The 18,900-nt window shown below is 45.3% G+C and carries 13 protein-coding genes; 3 read left to right on the forward strand and 10 right to left on the reverse strand.

Going from position 1 to position 18,900, the window contains the following annotated elements:
* Positions 1-5: 5 nt before the first annotated feature.
* Positions 6-911: a dihydrodipicolinate synthase family protein gene (locus FM019_RS04905; protein ID WP_143834771.1), complete on the reverse strand. Its 906-nt coding sequence runs from the start codon at positions 909-911 to the stop codon at positions 6-8.
* A 104-nt stretch (positions 912-1,015) separates the two neighbouring features.
* Here FM019_RS04905 and FM019_RS04910 point away from each other — a divergent pair, with 104 nt between their 5' ends.
* The gene (locus FM019_RS04910; protein WP_143834772.1) at positions 1,016-2,317 is read left to right on the forward strand and encodes an aminotransferase class I/II-fold pyridoxal phosphate-dependent enzyme; all 1,302 of its coding nucleotides are present in this window, start codon (positions 1,016-1,018) and stop codon (positions 2,315-2,317) included.
* A 5-nt stretch (positions 2,318-2,322) separates the two neighbouring features.
* Here the strand turns inward: FM019_RS04910 and FM019_RS04915 are convergent, their stop codons facing one another.
* The 3 genes from FM019_RS04915 to FM019_RS04925 form a co-directional block, all read right to left on the reverse strand.
* Positions 2,323-3,723: a sugar porter family MFS transporter gene (locus FM019_RS04915; RefSeq protein ID WP_143834773.1), complete on the reverse strand. Its 1,401-nt coding sequence runs from the start codon at positions 3,721-3,723 to the stop codon at positions 2,323-2,325.
* A gap of 102 nt (positions 3,724-3,825) precedes the next feature.
* A complete protein-coding gene (locus tag FM019_RS04920; RefSeq protein ID WP_185969192.1) occupies positions 3,826-4,863 on the reverse strand; it encodes a FecR family protein in 1,038 nt (345 codons plus the stop codon).
* Positions 4,860-5,474, reverse strand: a complete 615-nt coding sequence (locus FM019_RS04925; protein WP_143834774.1) for an RNA polymerase sigma factor — start codon at positions 5,472-5,474, stop codon at positions 4,860-4,862. The genes FM019_RS04920 and FM019_RS04925 overlap by 4 nt, the downstream gene beginning before the upstream one ends.
* 325 nt (positions 5,475-5,799) lie before the next feature.
* Here FM019_RS04925 and FM019_RS04930 point away from each other — a divergent pair, with 325 nt between their 5' ends.
* Entirely contained in the window at positions 5,800-8,886 is a 3,087-nt protein-coding gene (locus tag FM019_RS04930; RefSeq protein WP_143834775.1) for a TonB-dependent receptor, read from the forward strand.
* A 13-nt stretch (positions 8,887-8,899) separates the two neighbouring features.
* Here FM019_RS04930 and dkgB read toward each other — a convergent pair whose 3' ends face one another.
* A complete protein-coding gene (gene dkgB / locus FM019_RS04935) occupies positions 8,900-9,703 on the reverse strand; it encodes a 2,5-didehydrogluconate reductase DkgB (protein WP_143834776.1) in 804 nt (267 codons plus the stop codon).
* An 85-nt stretch (positions 9,704-9,788) separates the two neighbouring features.
* Positions 9,789-11,171 (reverse strand): alpha-amylase family glycosyl hydrolase, encoded by a 1,383-nt coding sequence (locus tag FM019_RS04940; protein ID WP_221934356.1) that lies wholly within the window; start codon positions 11,169-11,171, stop codon positions 9,789-9,791.
* Positions 11,172-11,326: 155 nt separating this feature from the next.
* Between FM019_RS04940 and FM019_RS04945 the strand changes: the two genes are divergently transcribed.
* Positions 11,327-12,211 (forward strand): LysR family transcriptional regulator, encoded by an 885-nt coding sequence (locus tag FM019_RS04945; protein WP_185969193.1) that lies wholly within the window; start codon positions 11,327-11,329, stop codon positions 12,209-12,211.
* A gap of 47 nt (positions 12,212-12,258) precedes the next feature.
* Here the strand turns inward: FM019_RS04945 and FM019_RS04950 are convergent, their stop codons facing one another.
* From FM019_RS04950 to FM019_RS04965, 4 genes are all read right to left on the reverse strand, one after another.
* Positions 12,259-12,975 carry a DUF6445 family protein gene (locus FM019_RS04950; RefSeq protein WP_260681545.1) on the reverse strand — a complete coding sequence of 239 codons (717 nt, stop codon included), beginning with the start codon at positions 12,973-12,975 and terminating at the stop codon, positions 12,259-12,261.
* Positions 12,976-12,991: 16 nt separating this feature from the next.
* Positions 12,992-13,735 (reverse strand): SapC family protein, encoded by a 744-nt coding sequence (locus tag FM019_RS04955; protein ID WP_143834779.1) that lies wholly within the window; start codon positions 13,733-13,735, stop codon positions 12,992-12,994.
* A gap of 55 nt (positions 13,736-13,790) precedes the next feature.
* Positions 13,791-15,341: a tryptophan halogenase family protein gene (locus FM019_RS04960; RefSeq protein WP_409553359.1), complete on the reverse strand. Its 1,551-nt coding sequence runs from the start codon at positions 15,339-15,341 to the stop codon at positions 13,791-13,793.
* Positions 15,342-15,678: 337 nt separating this feature from the next.
* Complete coding sequence (locus FM019_RS04965) at positions 15,679-18,531, reverse strand: TonB-dependent receptor (protein ID WP_143834781.1); 2,853 nt, start codon at positions 18,529-18,531, stop codon at positions 15,679-15,681.
* Between the last annotated feature and the right edge of the window lie 369 nt (positions 18,532-18,900).

Here is an 18,900-nt window from a genome sequence, read left to right on the forward strand (position 1 = left end):
CATATTTAGTCCAGTTGAAGCTGTTCAAGTAGTTGGGCCAGAGCCCTGCGATCTTCACCTTGCAAAGGAGAAAGCGGCTCTGGTAGGCAGCTTCCCTCACAGTAGCCGAGAATATCTGCGGCGGTCGCCATCACTCGCATACCGCCTTTGTTACGCACAAACAATTCCCAAAGCCCATCTAAATGCTGAGATGATTGCATGACTGATTGGTATTCCTGCTCATTGTGTTGAGACTGAGCGGCGTGGATCATTCCCATTACTGTTTTGGGAAACAATCCTCCTAAAACGGATAACCAAAGATCACAGCCTGCCATCATTCCCGCCGCGCCAAACTTGTCGCCACTAACACCAATGGCAACACTTTTTGGCACAATACTGCGCAATTGCGCTAAACGTTCAGCCCCGAGTTCTGTGGCAAAAGGCATACCGGGAATTTTAATCGCCGCTACGTTTGGTAATCTCGATATTTCATAGTAGAGATCATCGCTAAAGGTGAATTGGGTGACACCTGGGTTTTCGTATACGCAAAGTGGCACTGACAATTCTGCCGTGACTTGCGTATACAGAGAAAGAACTTCACTCTCCTTAAGAGGATGATAGGACACCGGAGCAAGTAATACTGCATTAACACCCGCTTTTTGCGCGGCCTCTGCGTTTTTTAGTACGTTTTGAGTGCGTAGCGAGCCAATACCCACCATAACCGGGATATCGCCAGCCAAGTTCACTGTCCTTTGAGCTACACTAAACAGCTCATCTCGGTTTAAGTAAGGGTAGAGCCCTGTTGAGCCCATTGCGCATATTGAGTCGACCTTGGCATCAGTCAAATTGGTCACTAGTCGCTCAAAAGCTTGCATGTCTACTTTTTCGTCCTTAAACGGTGTTAGCGGGAAAGCGGATAAACCAGTAAACATTTTCACTCCTTATTGTTTAGAATATGCTTAAAGCTAAAAACATGGGATAAATAGCGCACCGCTATTTCGAACCATGACAAAAATAATATTGTCATAGGACAAAGATGAAAGTCAATATTTCAGGTCATTCGGCGCAAGGGATTTTTGAATCTATTCGTGAATTAACCAGCAACGGTCAATTGGTCGCTGGTGATGCATTGCCGCCAGTTCGCGAACTGGCCGAGCAATTAGGCGTTAATCGCAATACGGTCTCAGCGGCTTATCAACGACTGGCGACGGCGGGCATTGCAGTAACTCAGGGGCGTCTTGGCACACGTATTAGCCAGCAACCTAATGCGGGGGAACAGGAAGGTGTGACCGATACTGCATTATTCGATCTCGCAGACGGAAGCCCTCGGCGAGAATGGCTACCAGACCTAAATGACGTAGCTAGTCATACAAAGTTAAATCAGTTTTTATACGGTGAAGCAACGATTTTGCCGCAGATAATCGACTACGCTACAAGCTGGTTTGCAGGAACATGTCCAAAAGATTTCGCCATCACATTGTGTAATGGCGCCATAGATACATTAGAGCGCATGATGCTGGCACACCTGGTCCCAGGTGACAAAGTCGTGGTGGAAGATCCCTGTTATATCAGCTCAGCCAATGCCATACGATTGGCAGGCATGAGAGTGGTAGGCGCTATGGTAGACGAATTTGGTATGCGCCCTGAGGCATTGCAATCCGCTTTGGAAAAAGGTGCTAAAGCGGTGTTGATAACACCCAGAGCACACAACCCCACCGGCGCCAGCCTCTCATCTGAACGTGCAGCAGAGCTGCGAGCAGTGCTGAGTAAGTATCCGAGCGTTTTAGTATTAGAAGATGATCACTTCTCATTGTTGGCGACAACTGAGTATTATTCGGTGATCCCCGATAGCAGCTACCATTGGGCGGTTTTCCGCTCGGTGTCAAAAGGTCTTGGGCCAGATCTTCGCTTGGCGTTTGTTGCGGCCGATAAGGAATCGGTCAAACGCATTACCACTCGCTTAGCACCCGGTATGTCTTGGGTCAGCAGAGTTCTACAGTCATTCGTTTATACGTGTTTAACGAAATCCGTTTTTCAACTCCATCTAAGTGACGCAAAAGACCAGTGTGCACATGCTCGAACCATGCTTATCGACTCGCTGGCTGAACAAGACATTCCGGTAGCCAAAACGAGTGACGGTTTAAACGTATGGGTTGCTGTTGGCAAAGATTGCCAGGCCACGACTTTCGCACTATCGAGAAAAGGTTGGCTAGTCAGGCCCGGCAGCAGCTTCGACATCGAAAACCTGTCGCAGGCAATCAGAGTCAGCGTGCAGAATCTAGATGAAAATTCGGCACGCCGTTTTGCTCAAGATGTGGCTGAAATCATTGCCAGCTAAAAAGCTCAGCCTTCCATACTCTCCAATTCTTTGCCTTTGGTTTCGTTAACCATTTTAAATACGAATAACACCGAAACAATTGCGCAAAATGCATAGAAGCCATAGGCACTTGCCAAGCCAATCGTTGCAAGCATGATTGGGAACGTCATCGTAATGGCAAAGTTACTGATCCATTGAGCAAATCCAGCCACAGCTAGCCCTGAACCACGGATCTGGTTAGGGAACATTTCACCGAGCATCACCCACATTACCGGTCCCCAGGACATATTGAAGAAGAACACGTAGGCATTAGCGGCAACCAGAGCGATAACGCCTGATTCGCCGAGCATTAGATTACCGTCAGCGCCTGTCTCGGCGCGGGCGAAGACCGCGGCAATGATTACCAGAGTAATACTCATGCCAATTGAACCAAGCATGAGGAAAGGTTTTCGTCCGATTTTATCAATAAGCGAAATAGTGATGACACAAGCTAAAATGCTCACGCCGCCAGAAATGATGTTGATCATCAACGAATCCGATTCTGAAAACCCAACCGCTTGCCACAGCACTGCCCCGTAATAAAATACCACGTTGATCCCAACAAGTTGCTGGAAGGTTGCAAGGCCTATTCCTACCCAGACGATAGTGCGAACCTTACCACCTGAGACCAAATCCGAAAGTTTAGGGGCGTGTTTATCACTGGCCAAGGACTCGGCAATTTCTGATAGTTTAGACGCAGCAGCAGATTCTCCGTATAAGCGCGCCAGAGTATCGCGCGCTTTCTGCTGCTCTCCTTTGATCACTAGGTATCTTGGACTTTCAGGAATCATCAACAAACCAACAAAAAACAGTACCGCAGGGCCAATCTCCATCCAGAACATCCAGCGCCAGGCTTCATGCCCCAACCAAAAAGATTCTGTCGAAGCACCAGCAGCATTAGCTAATAAAAAGTTACTGATAAAGGCCGTGAACAAACCAAAAATAATCGCAATTTGTTGGATAGTGGCTAGCCTGCCTCGTAATCGAGCCGGTGCAATTTCACTGATATACGCAGGTGCCATGACCGACGCAGCACCCACTGCAAGCCCACCTAGAATACGATAAAAGATAAACTCTCCGGAGCTCGCCGCGACACCCGACCCCCAGGCACTGACCACAAAAAATACCGCAGCAATAATCAGTAGCCCTCTGCGTCCCATAAAATCGGCCAGCCTGCCGGCAGTAAAGGCCCCCACTGCACAACCCAATAACATACTGGCGACGTTAAATCCTTCACCAATGGATTCCGATTGAAACGCGCGACTTAGTCCTTCAACCGTGCCATTGATGACGCCACTATCAAACCCAAACAGAAAACCACCAATAGTGGCTACAGTACTAATTAAAACGATAAAAAGAATGTTCTCTTGCGCGTGATTATTATTCATTATTGTGTATTCACTCAGAGTTGGGTGGAAAGTTTTAATCCGATAAGTATTTGCCCATCATAGTCGAACCTTTTCTTGCGAATGGTCCGACTACAACAAAGATTATTTTTGGCTTAGTTGAATGGTGTTGAAATCCACTTTCTCATATTTAACATTAAAATTCTGTTCTAATGCTATCAATAGCCCATCAATATCGGTGGTTTTAAACAGCCCTGCAACTTGCACATTTTTGATGGAATCGTCACCAAATTGAAACTCGAATTTGGTATAACGTGCAACTTCTCGCATCGCTTGCTCCAGTGTTTCACCACGGAATATCAAGCTGCCTTGCTGCCACGCTAAGTCGACTTCAACTTTAAGATTCTCTTCTTGCACCAAACTATTGCGCCCTTGTTCGAGCTGCGCTTTTTGTCCCTTTTCAACGGCTAAAGACTGACTTGGAAGACGCACCTCTGTCAGTGTGAGTGGCTTGGCCAGACGTTTATCCACATCTGCTACCAGTACTTTTCCGTCAGTCACGATCAATTCCACTGCATCATCGACAATTTCAACATTGAATGCAGTACCTACGGCCTGAATGACTTTATCGCCAGCATAGACGCTTAGTGGCTGGGAGGTGTTATGCGCAACCGTTACATGCATTTCACCTTGCTGAAGTTCAAACAATCGTTGTTTATCAGTGTAGGTCACTTGCACCCGACTATTGGTGTTAAGTTCGACTTTTGTATCGTCTTGCAAAACGATGGTTGTTTGCTCGCCGACTTTTGTCTGATAACTATTTTTAAACTGTACAACCTGAGCAATCTGTGGCGACGCATTTTTCCCGGTAAATTGCCAAACACCGACGGAGACCAAGGTAGCGACAAATACACTGGCAGCCATGGCCCAGGGCGCAAACGCAGACTTTTTTTGTTTTTCCGGTTTATGTGGAAACAAGTCACTTAATTGTGAAAGCGACTCCATTTTGTCCCACAGTTTGACTAACTCAAAAAACAGCTCGGAGTGTTTCTCATCGCTATCTAACCATTGTTTGAGCGACGCTTTTTCGTCAACCGTCAGGCCCCGATCCAATTTAGCGATCCAAAGACTCGCCTCTTCTACCGGGTCTTTGCTTAACTTGAGTGACACGACTTTACTCATTTTCTGCCCTCTTGACCCTTTAAACTCGTTACGGTAGCCGACCTGACGTCTGCCTGCTCTTTGTTAACCTCGTCGATACGCAACATATAAGTGGCGCATCGCTTAAATCCTGTTGCGATATGTTTTTCGACTGTGCTCTGACTCAAATTCATTTCGTTGGCAATTTCTTTCTGCGAATAGCCATAAACCTTTTTTAAAACAAACACCCGTCGACACTGAAGCGGCAATTGCCGAACGGCTTCACAAAAATGTGCAAACTCTTCATCACTGGCGGCCCCGTCAAAAACTGGATCTCGACGCGTGTGTTGCGCATCAAAGTCTAGTTCAGACTCAACACCATCAGCCAACCGGGATTCAGCTCGCTTAACATGGTCGAAGGCCAAATTACGTGCGGTTGTCATCAAAAATGATTTTGGCTGAGAGACATTTTCATGATTTTCTAACTGACAAATGCGGACATAGGTTTCTTGCACAATGTCTTCAATCTCTTTTGGCGGCACAATACGTGACACCATGCGTTCCATGCTGTCTTTAGCTGACATGAACACCTGATGAAAAGGCGATTTTTTAGTCACTGTGCCAGACGATTGAGTAGACGATTTATTTTGCATTCTTATCCGTTAGTTCGATATCGTTTTTATGCGTCGCATTGATTAAGACGAGTGTGAAACACAAATCCGCCATTCATCGTGATAAAAAATTAAGATTAATTTTGCAGGTTATGCAGAAGATAAAATAGTGTAACTTTTTTGTAAACTTGTGCTAACGTCTTTGGCGTTTTAATTTGCTTAAAGTGTGTCGAATTTTGCCTGTTTTGAACGCCTTAGGCTAGATCAAATTAGATGCTTAAAATATAAGAACATGTATTCTACATACACCATACAAGAACAATAATTACAAAATTAACCCGTTGTTTTAATTATGAAATTTAGCCATATGAAAGTGGCAGTAGGACACGTATTAAATCACCGCACTTTGTTATGTGGGGCGTTATTGTGGGCACCATCTCAAGGTGCTTTTGGTCAACCTGTGAATACAGTGCAATCGTTTAATGTTCAGGCAAATCAGGCAGACGTAGCACTAATCGAATTTGCTCAACAAGCCGACCTCACCATTATTTTTCCCTTCGAGAGAGTAAAAGAACGGTTGGCCAATCCTCTAAATGGCGAATTTAGTATCGAAAATGGCATCAATTTGCTGTTAGAAGGCACCGGATTAGAAGCCTCGTTTGAGCGAGAAGGTGTTGTCACAATCAAGAGAATTTCAATTCGGGATACTCAACGAGAGGACAGGTCGCTAATTGAAGAAATTGTCGATTTGTTTACCAGTCAAGGTGACGATTTGATGACTTATCCTGAAGAAACGTCTCAAATCGAGACAATTCTTGTACGGGGTATTCGCGGTAGTATGAATCGTGCGATGGACATCAAGCAAAATGCATCGGGAGTGTCCGACGCAATTCAATCGGAAGAAATGGGTAAATTTCCTGATCTCAATTTAGCTGAATCTTTGCAACGTATAACGGGCGTTTCCATTGACCGATCCGAAGGTGAAGGGCAGTTTGTTACTGTCAGGGGTTTAGGCCCGCAGTTCAATACAGTGTTAAGTAATGGCAGACGGCTTGCAACTGACAACCAAGGCAGAGAATTTAGCTTTGATACCATCGCCTCCGAGTTAGTCACCGCAGTCACTGTCGATAAGACTTTCTCCGCAGCCCAGCCATCAGGCGGCATCGGGTCTGTGATCAACATTCAAACTGCACGCCCCTTAAGCTCCAGAGGCTTTAAAATGGCTGGAAGTCTCAAAGCCATGTACGACACAATTAGTGAAAATACCACACCTCAAGGGACGGTGTTTGTGAGTCACAGCAACGACAAACTGGGCTGGCTGGTTTCAGTTTCTCATCAAAAACGCAAAGCACGCATTCATGAAGCACAAACCGATGGCTGGTTGCTCAACACCGATGTGCCCGATTCGCAACTGACCACTGAATCTGAGAATATTTTTGTACCGCGAAATTATGATCAGCGAGTCAGGTTCGATGAACGCACACGCAGTGGCGGAACTTTAGTATTGCAATATCGTGCTAGCCCAAATTTAGATATCAGTTTTGATTATCTGCAGTCTGATTTTGATGTCAAAACAGACTCAACTTCCATGGGACATTGGTTTACATCAAGCAATCTGGAGAACGTACTAACCGATGAAAACGGCACGGTCATCGATTTTGAACAAAATGTTGGCCATGCGACCGACTTTCATGCTCGCACCTTTGATAGGCCCTCGAGCGTCAAAGCGATGGGCCTAAATAGTCAGTGGCAGCTCTCCCCTAGTTTCAACGTCGAACTAGATCTTTCGAGTTCTGAGGCAACCACTGAAGATACTCAAGGCGCAGGCAATGCACTTTCGCTGATTGGTTATCTAAATCGCTCGCAGTTTTCTATTTCTCAGGGCGAAACCTTGCCTCGCATCGACGGTTTTCAAACCGCAGATCCGACTATTGTCGATGCTTTGGGTAATCCTAGTGGTGTATCGAATTATCTGGATCCGATTAATGGCAAAGCCCATGTGATGTTGCGGCGAGGTTGGAATATTCGTGACAAGTTTGACCAATCTAAAATGGATTTCTCCTGGGACGGTGGGCACGAGAATTTATCCAGTGTGCAGTTTGGATTGCTTTACTCCGAGCAGTCCAAACGCAATGAACGCTGGGATAACGAAGCGAATGCGGTACATTGCACATTTTGTGGTTATTTTCCGTCTCCTGATATTCCTGACATTTTCCAAACGGTCTTTGATGCCGGAGAAGATTTTCTATCAGGAATTAGCGGCAGTGAGCATATTCCTAAACAGTGGCTTAGACACAATGGCGAAGCGTTATTTAGCTTTTTAGAAGCCACCAGCGGGATTAGTTTTGATGCAGTGTTGCGCAACAATTCATTCTCTATCGAAGAAAGTGTCAGTGCCGCGTACGCTCAGGCCCAATACAACCAGGAGTGGTCAATTGTCACAATGCAAACGACCTTTGGTATCCGCTATGAAAAAACTGATATCGATGTCAGTGGATTGGAAGCCGACCTGCTGGCGTTGACCATTCTAGACCAGACAGAATTAGGTCAGGTTACGTCACAAAGCCGAGCAATCGCACAATCCGCCAATTACGATAACTGGTTACCCAGCCTTTCCTTTAAATTTGACTTGCCACAAAATTGGGTAGGCCGAGTCGGTATTTCACAATCTTTGACTCGCCCCACTATGACACAGATGTCGCCCAGTCAGGTGCTTAACACCACCCGCCAGGGTGGCGATTTGCGCGCAAGTGCCGGTAACCCCCAGCTCAAACCCTTTGAATCCACAAATATCGACCTGGCTCTTGAGTGGTACTATCAGCCTTCAAGTTATTTGTCAGCGAGTTACTTTAGAAAAAAAGTCAGCAATTTCATCGTCAGCAATGTCAGTAAAACTACCATCAATGATGTCACCGACCCCAGTACAGGTTCGGATCCAGGTGCAGTGGATGATGAAGACAGTCTGGCGGAATTTGATTTGACCACGCCCATAAACGGTCAAACGGCAATTGTCAGAGGCTATGAGTTTGCTATTCAACATAATTTTGATAGCGGCCTTGGTATTGTCGCCAACATGACCTTAGTTGATAGTAACGCGCAATTGGATCCCAACGACCTATCCCAAAAATTTGCCCTCACCGGGCTCAGTGATTCACAAAATCTTATTATTTATTATGAAAATGGGCCGGCTCAACTTCGTTTTGCCTGGAATCATCGAGACGGATTTTTGCAGTCGTTGGTGCAAATTCAGGGCCCAGAGCCTACTTATGTTCGCAGCTACAACCAGCTGGATATGAGTGCCAGTTATGCACTTAACGATAACATTTCGGTGTTTGTTGAGGGGGTAAATTTGACGGAAGAAAACGTGATTAAACATGGACGCTATCAAAATCAACTGTTGCTGGCCCAACAGCCAGGCGCCCGATACACCTTTGGTGTGCGCGGCAGCTTTTAATCCAACCAAAAAATTATTCGTCCCACTGAGGAGAAAAATCAGGCGTAGCCTGACGATCGCCACAATCCAATTTTGCAATCGCCTGTATCTCCGCTTCATTTAAAGTGAGCCACAAGCTTTGCATATTGGCCTGCATATTTTGTTCGTTGGTTGAGGAAGGGATGGTGGTCATATTCTTCTGGCGCAACCAAGCTAAAACAACCTGCGCAGGTGTTGCCTGATGCGAGTGAGCAATGCTTTGTATCACTTCATCTTTTAGGACCTTACCATACGCAAAGGGCATGTAGGCGGTAATGTGTAGTCCAGCATTATCGCAAAATTCACCTAATGTGTTGTTTTGCAAATAGGGATGTACTTCAACTTGATTCGTGAATATGTCATCCATGGATATGGTTTCGGCCGCTTGTTTTATTTGCGAAACCGTGAAGTTGGAAAGGCCGATTTCGCGGGTCAACCCTGCTTTTTTCGCTTCCAACATGGCGTTCAAGTACTCTTCCATCTCAACACCTGCTGGCGCAGCTGGCCAATGCACCAACAACAGATCAACAGCGTCTAGTTGTAGCTTTGATAAGCTCTGTTTTACGCTATCTAGCAGTTTTAGTTGAGTTAGATTGTCGTTCCATACCTTGGTGGTAACAAAAATCTCATTGTGATTGATTTGGCTATCTGCAATGGCTTGACCTACTTGTTCTTCATTTCCATAAATTTGCGCAGTATCAATATGTCGATACCCTAGTTTTAAGGCAGAAAGTGTAGACTGATAGGCCAGTTCGTCTTGCAAACGAAAGGTACCAAAACCTAAAACAGGCATGTTCATAATGTGTCCTTTGGAAAAATGGAAATGAAATCGAACCGGCCTGCGCAATTGTGTGCTGACCGGCAGATTGCTTAAGTGTGAAAATTTAGGGCTTGACGAAAATCTTATAACCGTAAGCAGGTACAAATATTTTGCTGTCAGCTTTTATCATTAGTGACTGCTTTGTGAAATACTCAACATACTGACCAAGCTGAATCGTTTCATCAAAGGTTGCGCTTTGCTCGGTGTCAGAAAAATTAAAAACAGCAAACACTTTGTCCTGATTTTTTTGCCTAGCAAATGACAAAATAGATTTAGGGTTGGAGTTAGGTACAGGGATCATTTTGCCGCCCCAGTCGCCATTCCACAGCGCTTGGTTTTCACGTTTTAATGCGAAAAGGCTTTTATATAAGTCACCAATTGGATGAGGCTTCCATTCAATCAAATCTTTGTCAAAAAATGCCAGACTGCGGTCTAACCCCGCTTCCTGTCCACTGTAAATAAGTGGCATACCCTCAGCCATCACAGTGAGCACAATGCTCATATCCAAATGCTTATCGAAGCGAGCAAACATGGTGTCTTCCCAAGAATTTTTATCGTGATTATCAACAAAATTCATTTTGATTGCGTTGTCGGGCCAAGCACTTAATGAATCGGCAAAGTGTTGGTAAACGCCAGCGGCATCTGAATGGCCTTGGGCGACTTCTTCCAATGCGTCATGCAAATCCCATGCGTAGGTCATGTCAAACGCCTTTTTATGCAGGTCTCTGGCATCCCATTCAGCCAGCATGAACACTGGTTTGACGGCATCCAATTCGGCACGAACATTGTCCCAGAAATCAGTGGGGATAAACCCGGCCACGTCGGCGCGGTAGCCATCAATATTCGCTTCTTTAACCCAGTAAACGAGTGCCTCTGTCATGTATTTTCGCATATCTGGTTGGTTGTAATCGAAATCGATGATGTCGTCCCAATCCCACCACGGCGTAGGTTGGAAATCACCTTTGTGATCTCGAGTATACCAATGCGGGTGGCTTTTAGTGAGCGGATTGTCCCACGCACTGTGATTGGCCACCCAATCAAGGATCACATACATACCCATGTCGTGAGCCTGTTTGACTAAACTTTTTAAGTCTTCCAAAGTGCCAAATTCTGGATTCACCTTCATGTAATCTTTTACTGCGTAATAACTGCCCATTTCGCCTTTTCGATTCAGTTCGCCAATGGGATGAATAGGCATTAACCACAAAATGTCTGCACCGAGTTCTTTTAGGCGGGGCAAGTGTTTTGCAAAAGCATTAAAGGTACCTTCTTTGGTGTACTGCCTGACGTTAACCTCATAAATGGTGGCCTTTTTCGACCATTCAGGATGGGTGAGTTCGACATAAGGTTTAGGTTGATACTTAGACATAGTGTCATCTGCCTGCAATAAGGTTGAAACTAAAACGAGACTCAAAAAGGTGATAACTCGTAGCAAATCTAAAGCCATTGTTGTTCTCCAGCGCGATATAACGTTTAAGTACGGATAACTAATATGATGATTTAGTGTGCAAGCAAATGAGCTGAATATAAAGTCTCAACATGCGAAAACATTGTTCACACATACGAACAATTGATATATTTATCCCTCAAACAGAAACAAATATGGCATTAGTCATGCAACTAGAACGACTTAAACTTTTTGCCGAGTTGGTTAATGGTGGAAGTTTTACCCGCACCGCAGATAAGCTGGGGGTATCCAAGGCTTTTTTATCAAAGCACATCAAAGAGTTGGAATATGAACTGTCAACACAGCTGCTGATCCGTAACACACGCACGATGCGCCTGACTCCAAGTGGCGAAGCCTTGTTTAATCATACCAACAAGCTTCGCTCTTTTTGGCAAGACACCCAACGTCTGGTCCAAAATGTTGATCAAAGTTTGGTGGGAGATGTTAGCTTCACTGCGCCAGCAGGCTTGATGACTTACCGCATCATGCCGGCTTTGCAGTCTGTTTTAGCGACTTTTTCGGATATTCACCTCAATGTACAAACAGGCAACCAAACGTATAATCTACTTGATGCCCATTACGACTTTGCGGTGCGTATTACTCGCACCCCTCCCCAAGACATGATTGCCCAGAAGCTATTTGATTTTGACTATGTAAGTTGTGCAACGCAGCAATACCTCGATAAGCATGGCGAGCCAGCAACACCATTAGCCATTGAGGGGCATGCACGTTTGTCTTTATCTTATTGGCAAAACTGGAGCTATGTTTCGCAGGACGGTCCAATACAAATGGACTCGCAGGCCACCTACCGATTTACCGATAATGAGCTGATCAAACAGGGGGTTAAAGATCACCTAGGGATCGCTCGTTTACCTGCCTACATGATTGAGCAAGAACTAGAGACTGGGGAGTTGGTGGGTCTATTCAATGATTTTGAACCGGAGCAACGTTCTGTATATCTCGTCTATCCACAAACCATTAAGCGCCCGATGCGTGTGCAAAAAATCATGGATTGCATTAAGGAACATTGCACCAACTAGATTAGCTAATCTGAGCTCGAGATAAAGAGAGCCTGTGCAAAGGTTAACTAGGTGGTTACAACACAGAATGCGTTAGCGGTTAATCGCCCTTGTTGTGGTGTGGGTGCTTGCCACTTTTTTATCAAGCCTGAATGCAATAGATTGCTGGGGTATATCACCATGCGATTTTTCTTTGCCTCAACGTAATGCAGCATTTCAAATAAGTCATTACTGCCCTGCAAGTATTTAGCGTCTGGTACACCTTTTACACTGGCATCATCGGCCAAATTGCGAAAATATGCTTTTTGGTTTTTCTCGGTAATGGTCTCAAAGCCACTACGTTTGTGCTTGAAAAAGCCTGTTCCACCAAATTCCGGCCCGCAAAGATAATGTACTAAAGCCCACTGGTTAGGGTTAGTCGTATCGAAATGTGGTATTCGTTGAATTGGGACCAATGACTCGGGTGCTTGATTGGTCAATGACAAGGCCGCCAAGTTGATGTCTACGTGTTTCAATACCGCTGCATTGTTATCTGTTAGATGACTCGCTAAGTGGTACTTGACCCATTCTTGAATCATCTGTTCATAGGCTTTATCTAAAGGTTTTCTAACACCGGGATAATAGTCAGTGCCTTGGCCAGAGAAGCTGTTCACATCCCCAGCCATTGAAATCAACTCATCGACATTTTGCAAAAAATCATCCACCACCAACACCGGTGTTTGCAACTCACCAACCCGAGTCACGGTTATCTCTGGATCTTCATTTGTATTGAATTTAACGGGCATATCCAAGCCAAAACCCCTATTCAGCTGCTGCGCTAAACCAGGGATCGACTTCGCCGAGCTTTTGATTCTTTTTGTTTAACAACACATAAATCTGCGCTAGTGAGGCAATTTGAGTGTACATCAATTGCAAAGAGCCCGAGCTGTTGAGTTTTTCCAATGTCTTGCCATCAAGCTGCTTAAGCTTGTCTTCATCGATACTGTAGAGTCCTTGTATTTTTCTAGACTGCTCATCTATAAAGGTAAACTCTAATGACAATGGCACTAATAGTTTCAAATCGTTGAGCATTTGAATGTAATCAAAAGTTTGTTGTTCGCCACTCACAAGTTGCGCCAGACACTCTTGAGCCTGAGCAAGAAAGGGCGTTGCCTGGCCATTTTCATCAAACAAGGCTTCCCCTTCTGTTTTACTCAGTACCGAACTTAGTTCATTAATACACATGACATAATCTTGACCAGACTGCTCGTCTTGGCCCACAAAAAAAGGTTGACGCATTACGCTTAAAGGAATGTAGACGCTGTCAAACTGAGCATTTTGCCAAAATAGATTTTCTCCCTCTTCGAAGCCTGTCAAAGCGATACAGTTAAACTGCCCTGTTTGCGCATTCTTAGTAAATAGGATCGGAAACTGTGCGACTATTTTAGCAAATTCATTCACGCCTACGGGGATCATGTGCAGGTCAGCACCGTATTCTTCGACTTTTTTTGTATCAACTTTCAGGTGTCGATGATGTAGTGGATTTAGGGCGACGAGTTTACTCATATTAATATCCTAAGGGTTAAGTCCGTTTGGTTATTTAACGTTTTGACATCTATGGCTACACACTTTGCAAACCATATTGTCTGATTTTGTTAATTAGCTCGCGGTTTGAGGGCAACAAGCGGCTGGCCTTACTAATGGCTTGTTGGTTGAGCTGAAATTGCTGCAACGCTAAATTGTGATCTCGGTCACACACAGCGTGAGTTAAATTTTCAGTGACAAACCCCATGCCATACAACACATACTGGTAGCTTGCCGCTGGAAACACTTCATTATTACTGGAAAAGTCATGATCAGCAGGCGGGTGATATTGCCATAAGGTCATGAGTTCCTGAAGGCTATTAGGGATCGTATCCGGGTTTCGATTGTCAACCCAAAATGCATTGTCGGTGCGCTTTGACAACATATAGTGCAGCTTCAAGAAGTCAATAATCCGCTGCCAGCGATAATCGAATGTCTGATTAAATCGATTGGCCACCACATCCATCACTTGCCGGCATGCGGGTAGCTGCTCTGCAATCAGTTGCGCAGACAACTCTACCAACACCAATGCCGACGCTTCAAGGGGTTCAAGAAAACCCGCTGACAACCCCACCGCGACACAATTGTTTTTCCAGAATATTTTTCTATGGCCGCTTTTTATCGGGATTTCTCGTAACTGGAGTTGCTCAAATCCCTCTCCTACGTATTTACCAAGTTGCTCATAGGCTCGCTCTTTCGAGGTATGACGGCTAGAGAAAACATGACCTACACCACGGCGATGTTGCAAACCGATGTCCCAAATCCATCCAGCATCTTGCGCGGTTGAAATCGTATGCGAAGCGATAGGTGAGTCATCTAACTCATAGGGTACCTGCACCGCTAAAGCAGTGTCGATAAATAGCACATCATCACAGGGAACAAATTCAACGTCGTAATGTTTACCTATCAATAAAGCGCTAAATCCGGTGCAATCGACAAACAAATCCCCAAAGATTTCGCCCGCTTCTTTGGTGATCACCGAAGCGATATCATTGTTGTCATGACTGGTTATGCTTTCGACATTGGCTAAGACGTGTTTAACACCCAGTTTTTCTGTGCAGTGTTGTTGTAAAAAGGCTGAAAATTTTGCCGAATCCAGATGATAAGCATAATTTGCTAGGGCATCGAATTCGCCGTGTCGTATGGTTTTAGGCGCGAGTCCCTGTTCACAAATAGCTTCTTGGTAGCAGACCAATTCCGAAAAGGATTTGCCTGATTTTTGATGTTGTTCGTGCCAATATTTGGCGAGGTTAGTTTTGTGAAAACCTTGAGGAAGTACCAATGGGTGATAATAAAAATCATCGTCTTCTCCGGTCACCCATTTTGCAAATTTGGCCCCTTGTTTAAAGCTACCATCACACTGATTAATAAAGTCTGATTCGCTAATACCTAGTTTCAACAAGGTCGTGCGCATGGTAGGCCAAGTGCCCTCACCCACGCCAATGGGAGAAATATCCGGAGATTCAATCAAAGTCACTTCGATGGAAGGGTTGTGTTGATGTTCAGCGGCGATGCGCCCGGCGGTTATCCAGCCTGCGGTGCCACCGCCCACGATCACAACTGAATTAATAGCTTGATTGCTCATCATCATCGTATCTTTTTTTTATCAGTTTAAGTCATTAAATATTGTTTGGCTTTTAGGTCTTCAAATACTGGAGATATCTTTATTTGAAAGCTTCGAAAACAGGGATGTTTTCGCAAAGCGCCCAGGGAAGGGTTCACAGCGTCTTTCAAATAAAGATATCTTTTGTAGTTCATACTGGTTTCTAAAGCCTACACGTTATGGGCATATAATCCGAAAATAAACCCAAAATCTAAAAAGGGCCGCTATCTGATGATAGCGGCCAAACTAGGAGTACACACACGTTTTCTTTTCACTTACAACCAAGCCTTGTCAAAAGTGAAAGAAGTTACTCCGAGACACACTAGAATGATCCTCTAATTCCAAAGGACCAGCGACGTCCGCTGTCTTCAACTAACAATAGATGATTGTCGAAACGGCCCCGTTTGTGCACATACTCTTCGGTCAAATTTATGCCTTCGAAGAACACACTGAGGTTGTCGTTGAGATCGTAACTTCCGCTAATGTCCAACTGTTGATAGTCCTCAACAATGGTAGGGCCGTCGCCAGCGGTTTGCGTTAATGACTGGACAAACTCATCTCGCCAGTTCCACGCTAAGCGGGTTTGGAACGGACCTGATTCATAGAAAATCACTGCATTGAGTGAGTCACTTAATCCCGTTAGGGCAAACACTTGGTTCACATCAGCCGGATCGAGTTCAGCATTACTGTCGGCAAAGGTGGCGTTGGCGATAAAGCCAAATCCATTATCGAACGTATGCTGCCAAGCCATTTCGAAGCCATCAACACTGGCGTTTTCACCATTGCTGGGCAAGGTATTAGTGAAAACGGCGTCGACATTTCTTGAGGGGTCTTGTACCAAAGAACCATCAGGCAAACTAAAGGTAATTTGCGATTGACCATTAACGATAAAGTTAGAGACTTCTTTTTTGAAGTAACCAAAAGACGCATAGCTTGCATCACCGTAATACCACTCTGCTGATAAGTCGAAATTGTCCGAGGTAAAAGGACTCAACATTGGATTACCACTGAAGGAGCGCAAGTCGCCGCCTTGACGGGTCGTGGTGATGTTGATCGCCGGTGACATACTTTCGAGCGTTGGACGAGTTAAAGTGCGTGATGCCGCGGCGCGGAAAATCAGCTCATCAGTGTATTCCCACTTAATGCTCATGTTTGGCAAAATGGCATCATAGTCTGAGCTTTGTGCGATAGGTTCCGCTGGACCATATTCTTGATTGAGCTCAGTAGCATCCAGGATCGTTAATCCGGTCAAAGGTGCAGAGGTGCCTGACACATCCACATCAGTTTGTTCGACGCGCACACCTGCAGAGATGAATATGGGTTTCTCGGCCAATTCGCCTTCAAAATCCATCTCCACATACGCGGCAAGCGTTTGCTCTTCTACTTCAATAGAATTGTTGCGACGCACGGCATCAAAACTTTGACCTGAAACAGACTCGAGGAAAGCAAACTGTGCTTCACCATCGTGAGCCAGCCAGCTGGTAGGCATTCTTCCACTGCCACTTACGTCAGCTAAAAAGTCACTGCCGGCCTCAAACACATATTGCATGTCAGCGGGTATAGCTGGCGCATCTGGGTAGCCACAATACAAACAATGTACACCTGTGTCGTTGTCCCAGCGGGTCAGACTTTTGGTTTCATTGGTGTACTGGAATCCAAACTTGGCGGACATTAGCCCCATGTCTGAACCTTCGTCCCATTCGCCATCTACTTTGAATTGGGTCACGTCATCTTCAACCGCCCAGCCACGGCGCAACATAACGTGTGCACGACTGTTGGCAGGGTCCAGATGATTGCTTACACCATCAGGTGCGCTGATACTGGGGTTGTAGATTAGGAAACCAGGGTTGTTTGGATCAGCGACAAATAAATTGCCACCGACATCAATTTCGTTTTGGCCGCTGTAAATGTTGGCATTAGGCGTTGCGAACATGCTGGCCAGAGGCAAAATATTGTCGTCTACCTGAAAACGCACGCGGTTTGCATAACCGATTAACGAAAGCTGATTTTCGCCACCGTTATTGGCTTCTCGTTCTGCGTTGGAGTGATGTAAATCAAATTCCAAATCAAGATTTTCATTCACATCCCACTCGATGTTCAAACCAATATCAGTGGTTTCTGTTAAACGATCGAATTTTTTCGCGTGCATATCGGTTGCTAGACCAAGCTCCTGATACAAGTCGACTACTGTACCATTGGCATCGACTATCGCGCTTCGACGATCGCCATTAGCATCAAACAGACTACCATCATCGGCAACACCCTGAATATTTGGCGCAGTGAACCAATGACCATAAGAGGTTGCATCAGTTTCGATATCAAAGTCGGAATAAAGAACATCGGCGGTTATGGTCACATCTTCACTTGCTGCATATTGGAAAACTAAATTGGCATTAGTTCGAGTTCGCTCTTCAAATGTAACTTTGTGATCATAATTACGTGGCGAGAAGATATTTCCTGTCCAAGCTTCCCCACTGGCAGTTTCCGGATTTGGCACGCCGACATTTTCCAGCCAGCCATCCATTTGCGCTTGATTCAAACGGGTTTCACGGGATTGATGAGATACGGCCAACAATAAGCCTACACGGTCATCGTCAAAAGTGTTGCTGATCAATGCTGAGACTTGTGGTGTAGTCTCTTCGCTGTTTTCATCGTAGACCGCTTTCACGCTGCCTGCGACTTTGAATCCGCTAATACTAAATGGTCGGGCAGTATTAATATTAATGGTAGAACCTATGCCACCAGACTGCATGGTAGCGGTAGACGTTTTATGCACGTCCAGGCTACTAACCAACTCAGAGGCGATAGTGTCAAAACTGAATGCTCGTGAATTATTTTCAGACGCGATCTGACGGCCATTCACTAATACCGTGTTGAACTGGGGGCCAAAACCGCGCACGGTGATAAGTTGGCCTTCGCCACCTGAGCGATCAATAGACACCCCGGTAATCCGTTGCAGCGACTCCGCCAGGTTAGTATCTGGAAATTTACCGATATCTTCAGCGGAAATGGCATCAACCACACCTGCCGATTCTTTTTTCACATCCATCGCCCTTGCCATACTGGCGCGAATTCCGCGAACCTGGATTTGTTCGATATCTGGGTCAGTTGCAGGCGCTTGTTGTGCCCCTGTTTGTTGTGCATAAACGTGTTGAGAGCAAGCCATGGAAGCCATGACGGCGAGTACCGCAGTGGTTATTTTGTTTTCTTGAACATTGCTGTGTCCTGATAATGTGAACCCAAGGCGGTTGACCTTGTGTTTCCTTTAACCAAAGTGTTAGTTGAAGCGCTCAAAGGGCGGTACCAGTTCCCCAAGGCGCATATCCAATTAACAGTGGATGATGCTCACGCATCGAACACTAAGACGAGTGGGAAAAAATAATCCTCCAGATAAATTCACATTTTTTTTACAAAAGGCACGGTAACAGGATAAACAAGTGAGGATCCGTTCAGACCTTACGAACTTGCAGCGCAGATAAAAGTATGGGGTTAGTCCGTAATGATAACTCTATGAATGTTCAGCAGGAGCAGGATAGTAAATGCA

Origin of the sequence: Aliiglaciecola sp. M165, from assembly GCF_007197995.1 — a bacterium.
GTDB lineage: Bacteria > Pseudomonadota > Gammaproteobacteria > Enterobacterales > Alteromonadaceae > Aliiglaciecola.

Bases quoted from the DNA above. Each gene is read 5' to 3' on its own strand.
- FM019_RS04905 (WP_143834771.1), bottom strand. From the start codon at position 911: ATGTTTACTGGTTTATCCGCTTTCCCGCTAACACCGTTTAAGGACGAA.
- FM019_RS04910 (WP_143834772.1), top strand. From the start codon at position 1,016: ATGAAAGTCAATATTTCAGGTCATTCGGCGCAAGGGATTTTTGAATCT.
- FM019_RS04915 (WP_143834773.1), bottom strand. From the start codon at position 3,723: ATGAATAATAATCACGCGCAAGAGAACATTCTTTTTATCGTTTTAATT.
- FM019_RS04920 (WP_185969192.1), bottom strand. From the start codon at position 4,863: ATGAGTAAAGTCGTGTCACTCAAGTTAAGCAAAGACCCGGTAGAAGAG.
- FM019_RS04925 (WP_143834774.1), bottom strand. From the start codon at position 5,474: ATGCAAAATAAATCGTCTACTCAATCGTCTGGCACAGTGACTAAAAAA.
- FM019_RS04930 (WP_143834775.1), top strand. From the start codon at position 5,800: ATGAAAGTGGCAGTAGGACACGTATTAAATCACCGCACTTTGTTATGT.
- dkgB (WP_143834776.1), bottom strand. From the start codon at position 9,703: ATGAACATGCCTGTTTTAGGTTTTGGTACCTTTCGTTTGCAAGACGAA.
- FM019_RS04940 (WP_221934356.1), bottom strand. From the start codon at position 11,171: ATGGCTTTAGATTTGCTACGAGTTATCACCTTTTTGAGTCTCGTTTTA.
- FM019_RS04945 (WP_185969193.1), top strand. From the start codon at position 11,327: ATGGCATTAGTCATGCAACTAGAACGACTTAAACTTTTTGCCGAGTTG.
- FM019_RS04950 (WP_260681545.1), bottom strand. From the start codon at position 12,975: ATGCCCGTTAAATTCAATACAAATGAAGATCCAGAGATAACCGTGACT.
- FM019_RS04955 (WP_143834779.1), bottom strand. From the start codon at position 13,735: ATGAGTAAACTCGTCGCCCTAAATCCACTACATCATCGACACCTGAAA.
- FM019_RS04960 (WP_409553359.1), bottom strand. From the start codon at position 15,341: ATGATGAGCAATCAAGCTATTAATTCAGTTGTGATCGTGGGCGGTGGC.
- FM019_RS04965 (WP_143834781.1), bottom strand. From the start codon at position 18,531: ATGGCTTCCATGGCTTGCTCTCAACACGTTTATGCACAACAAACAGGG.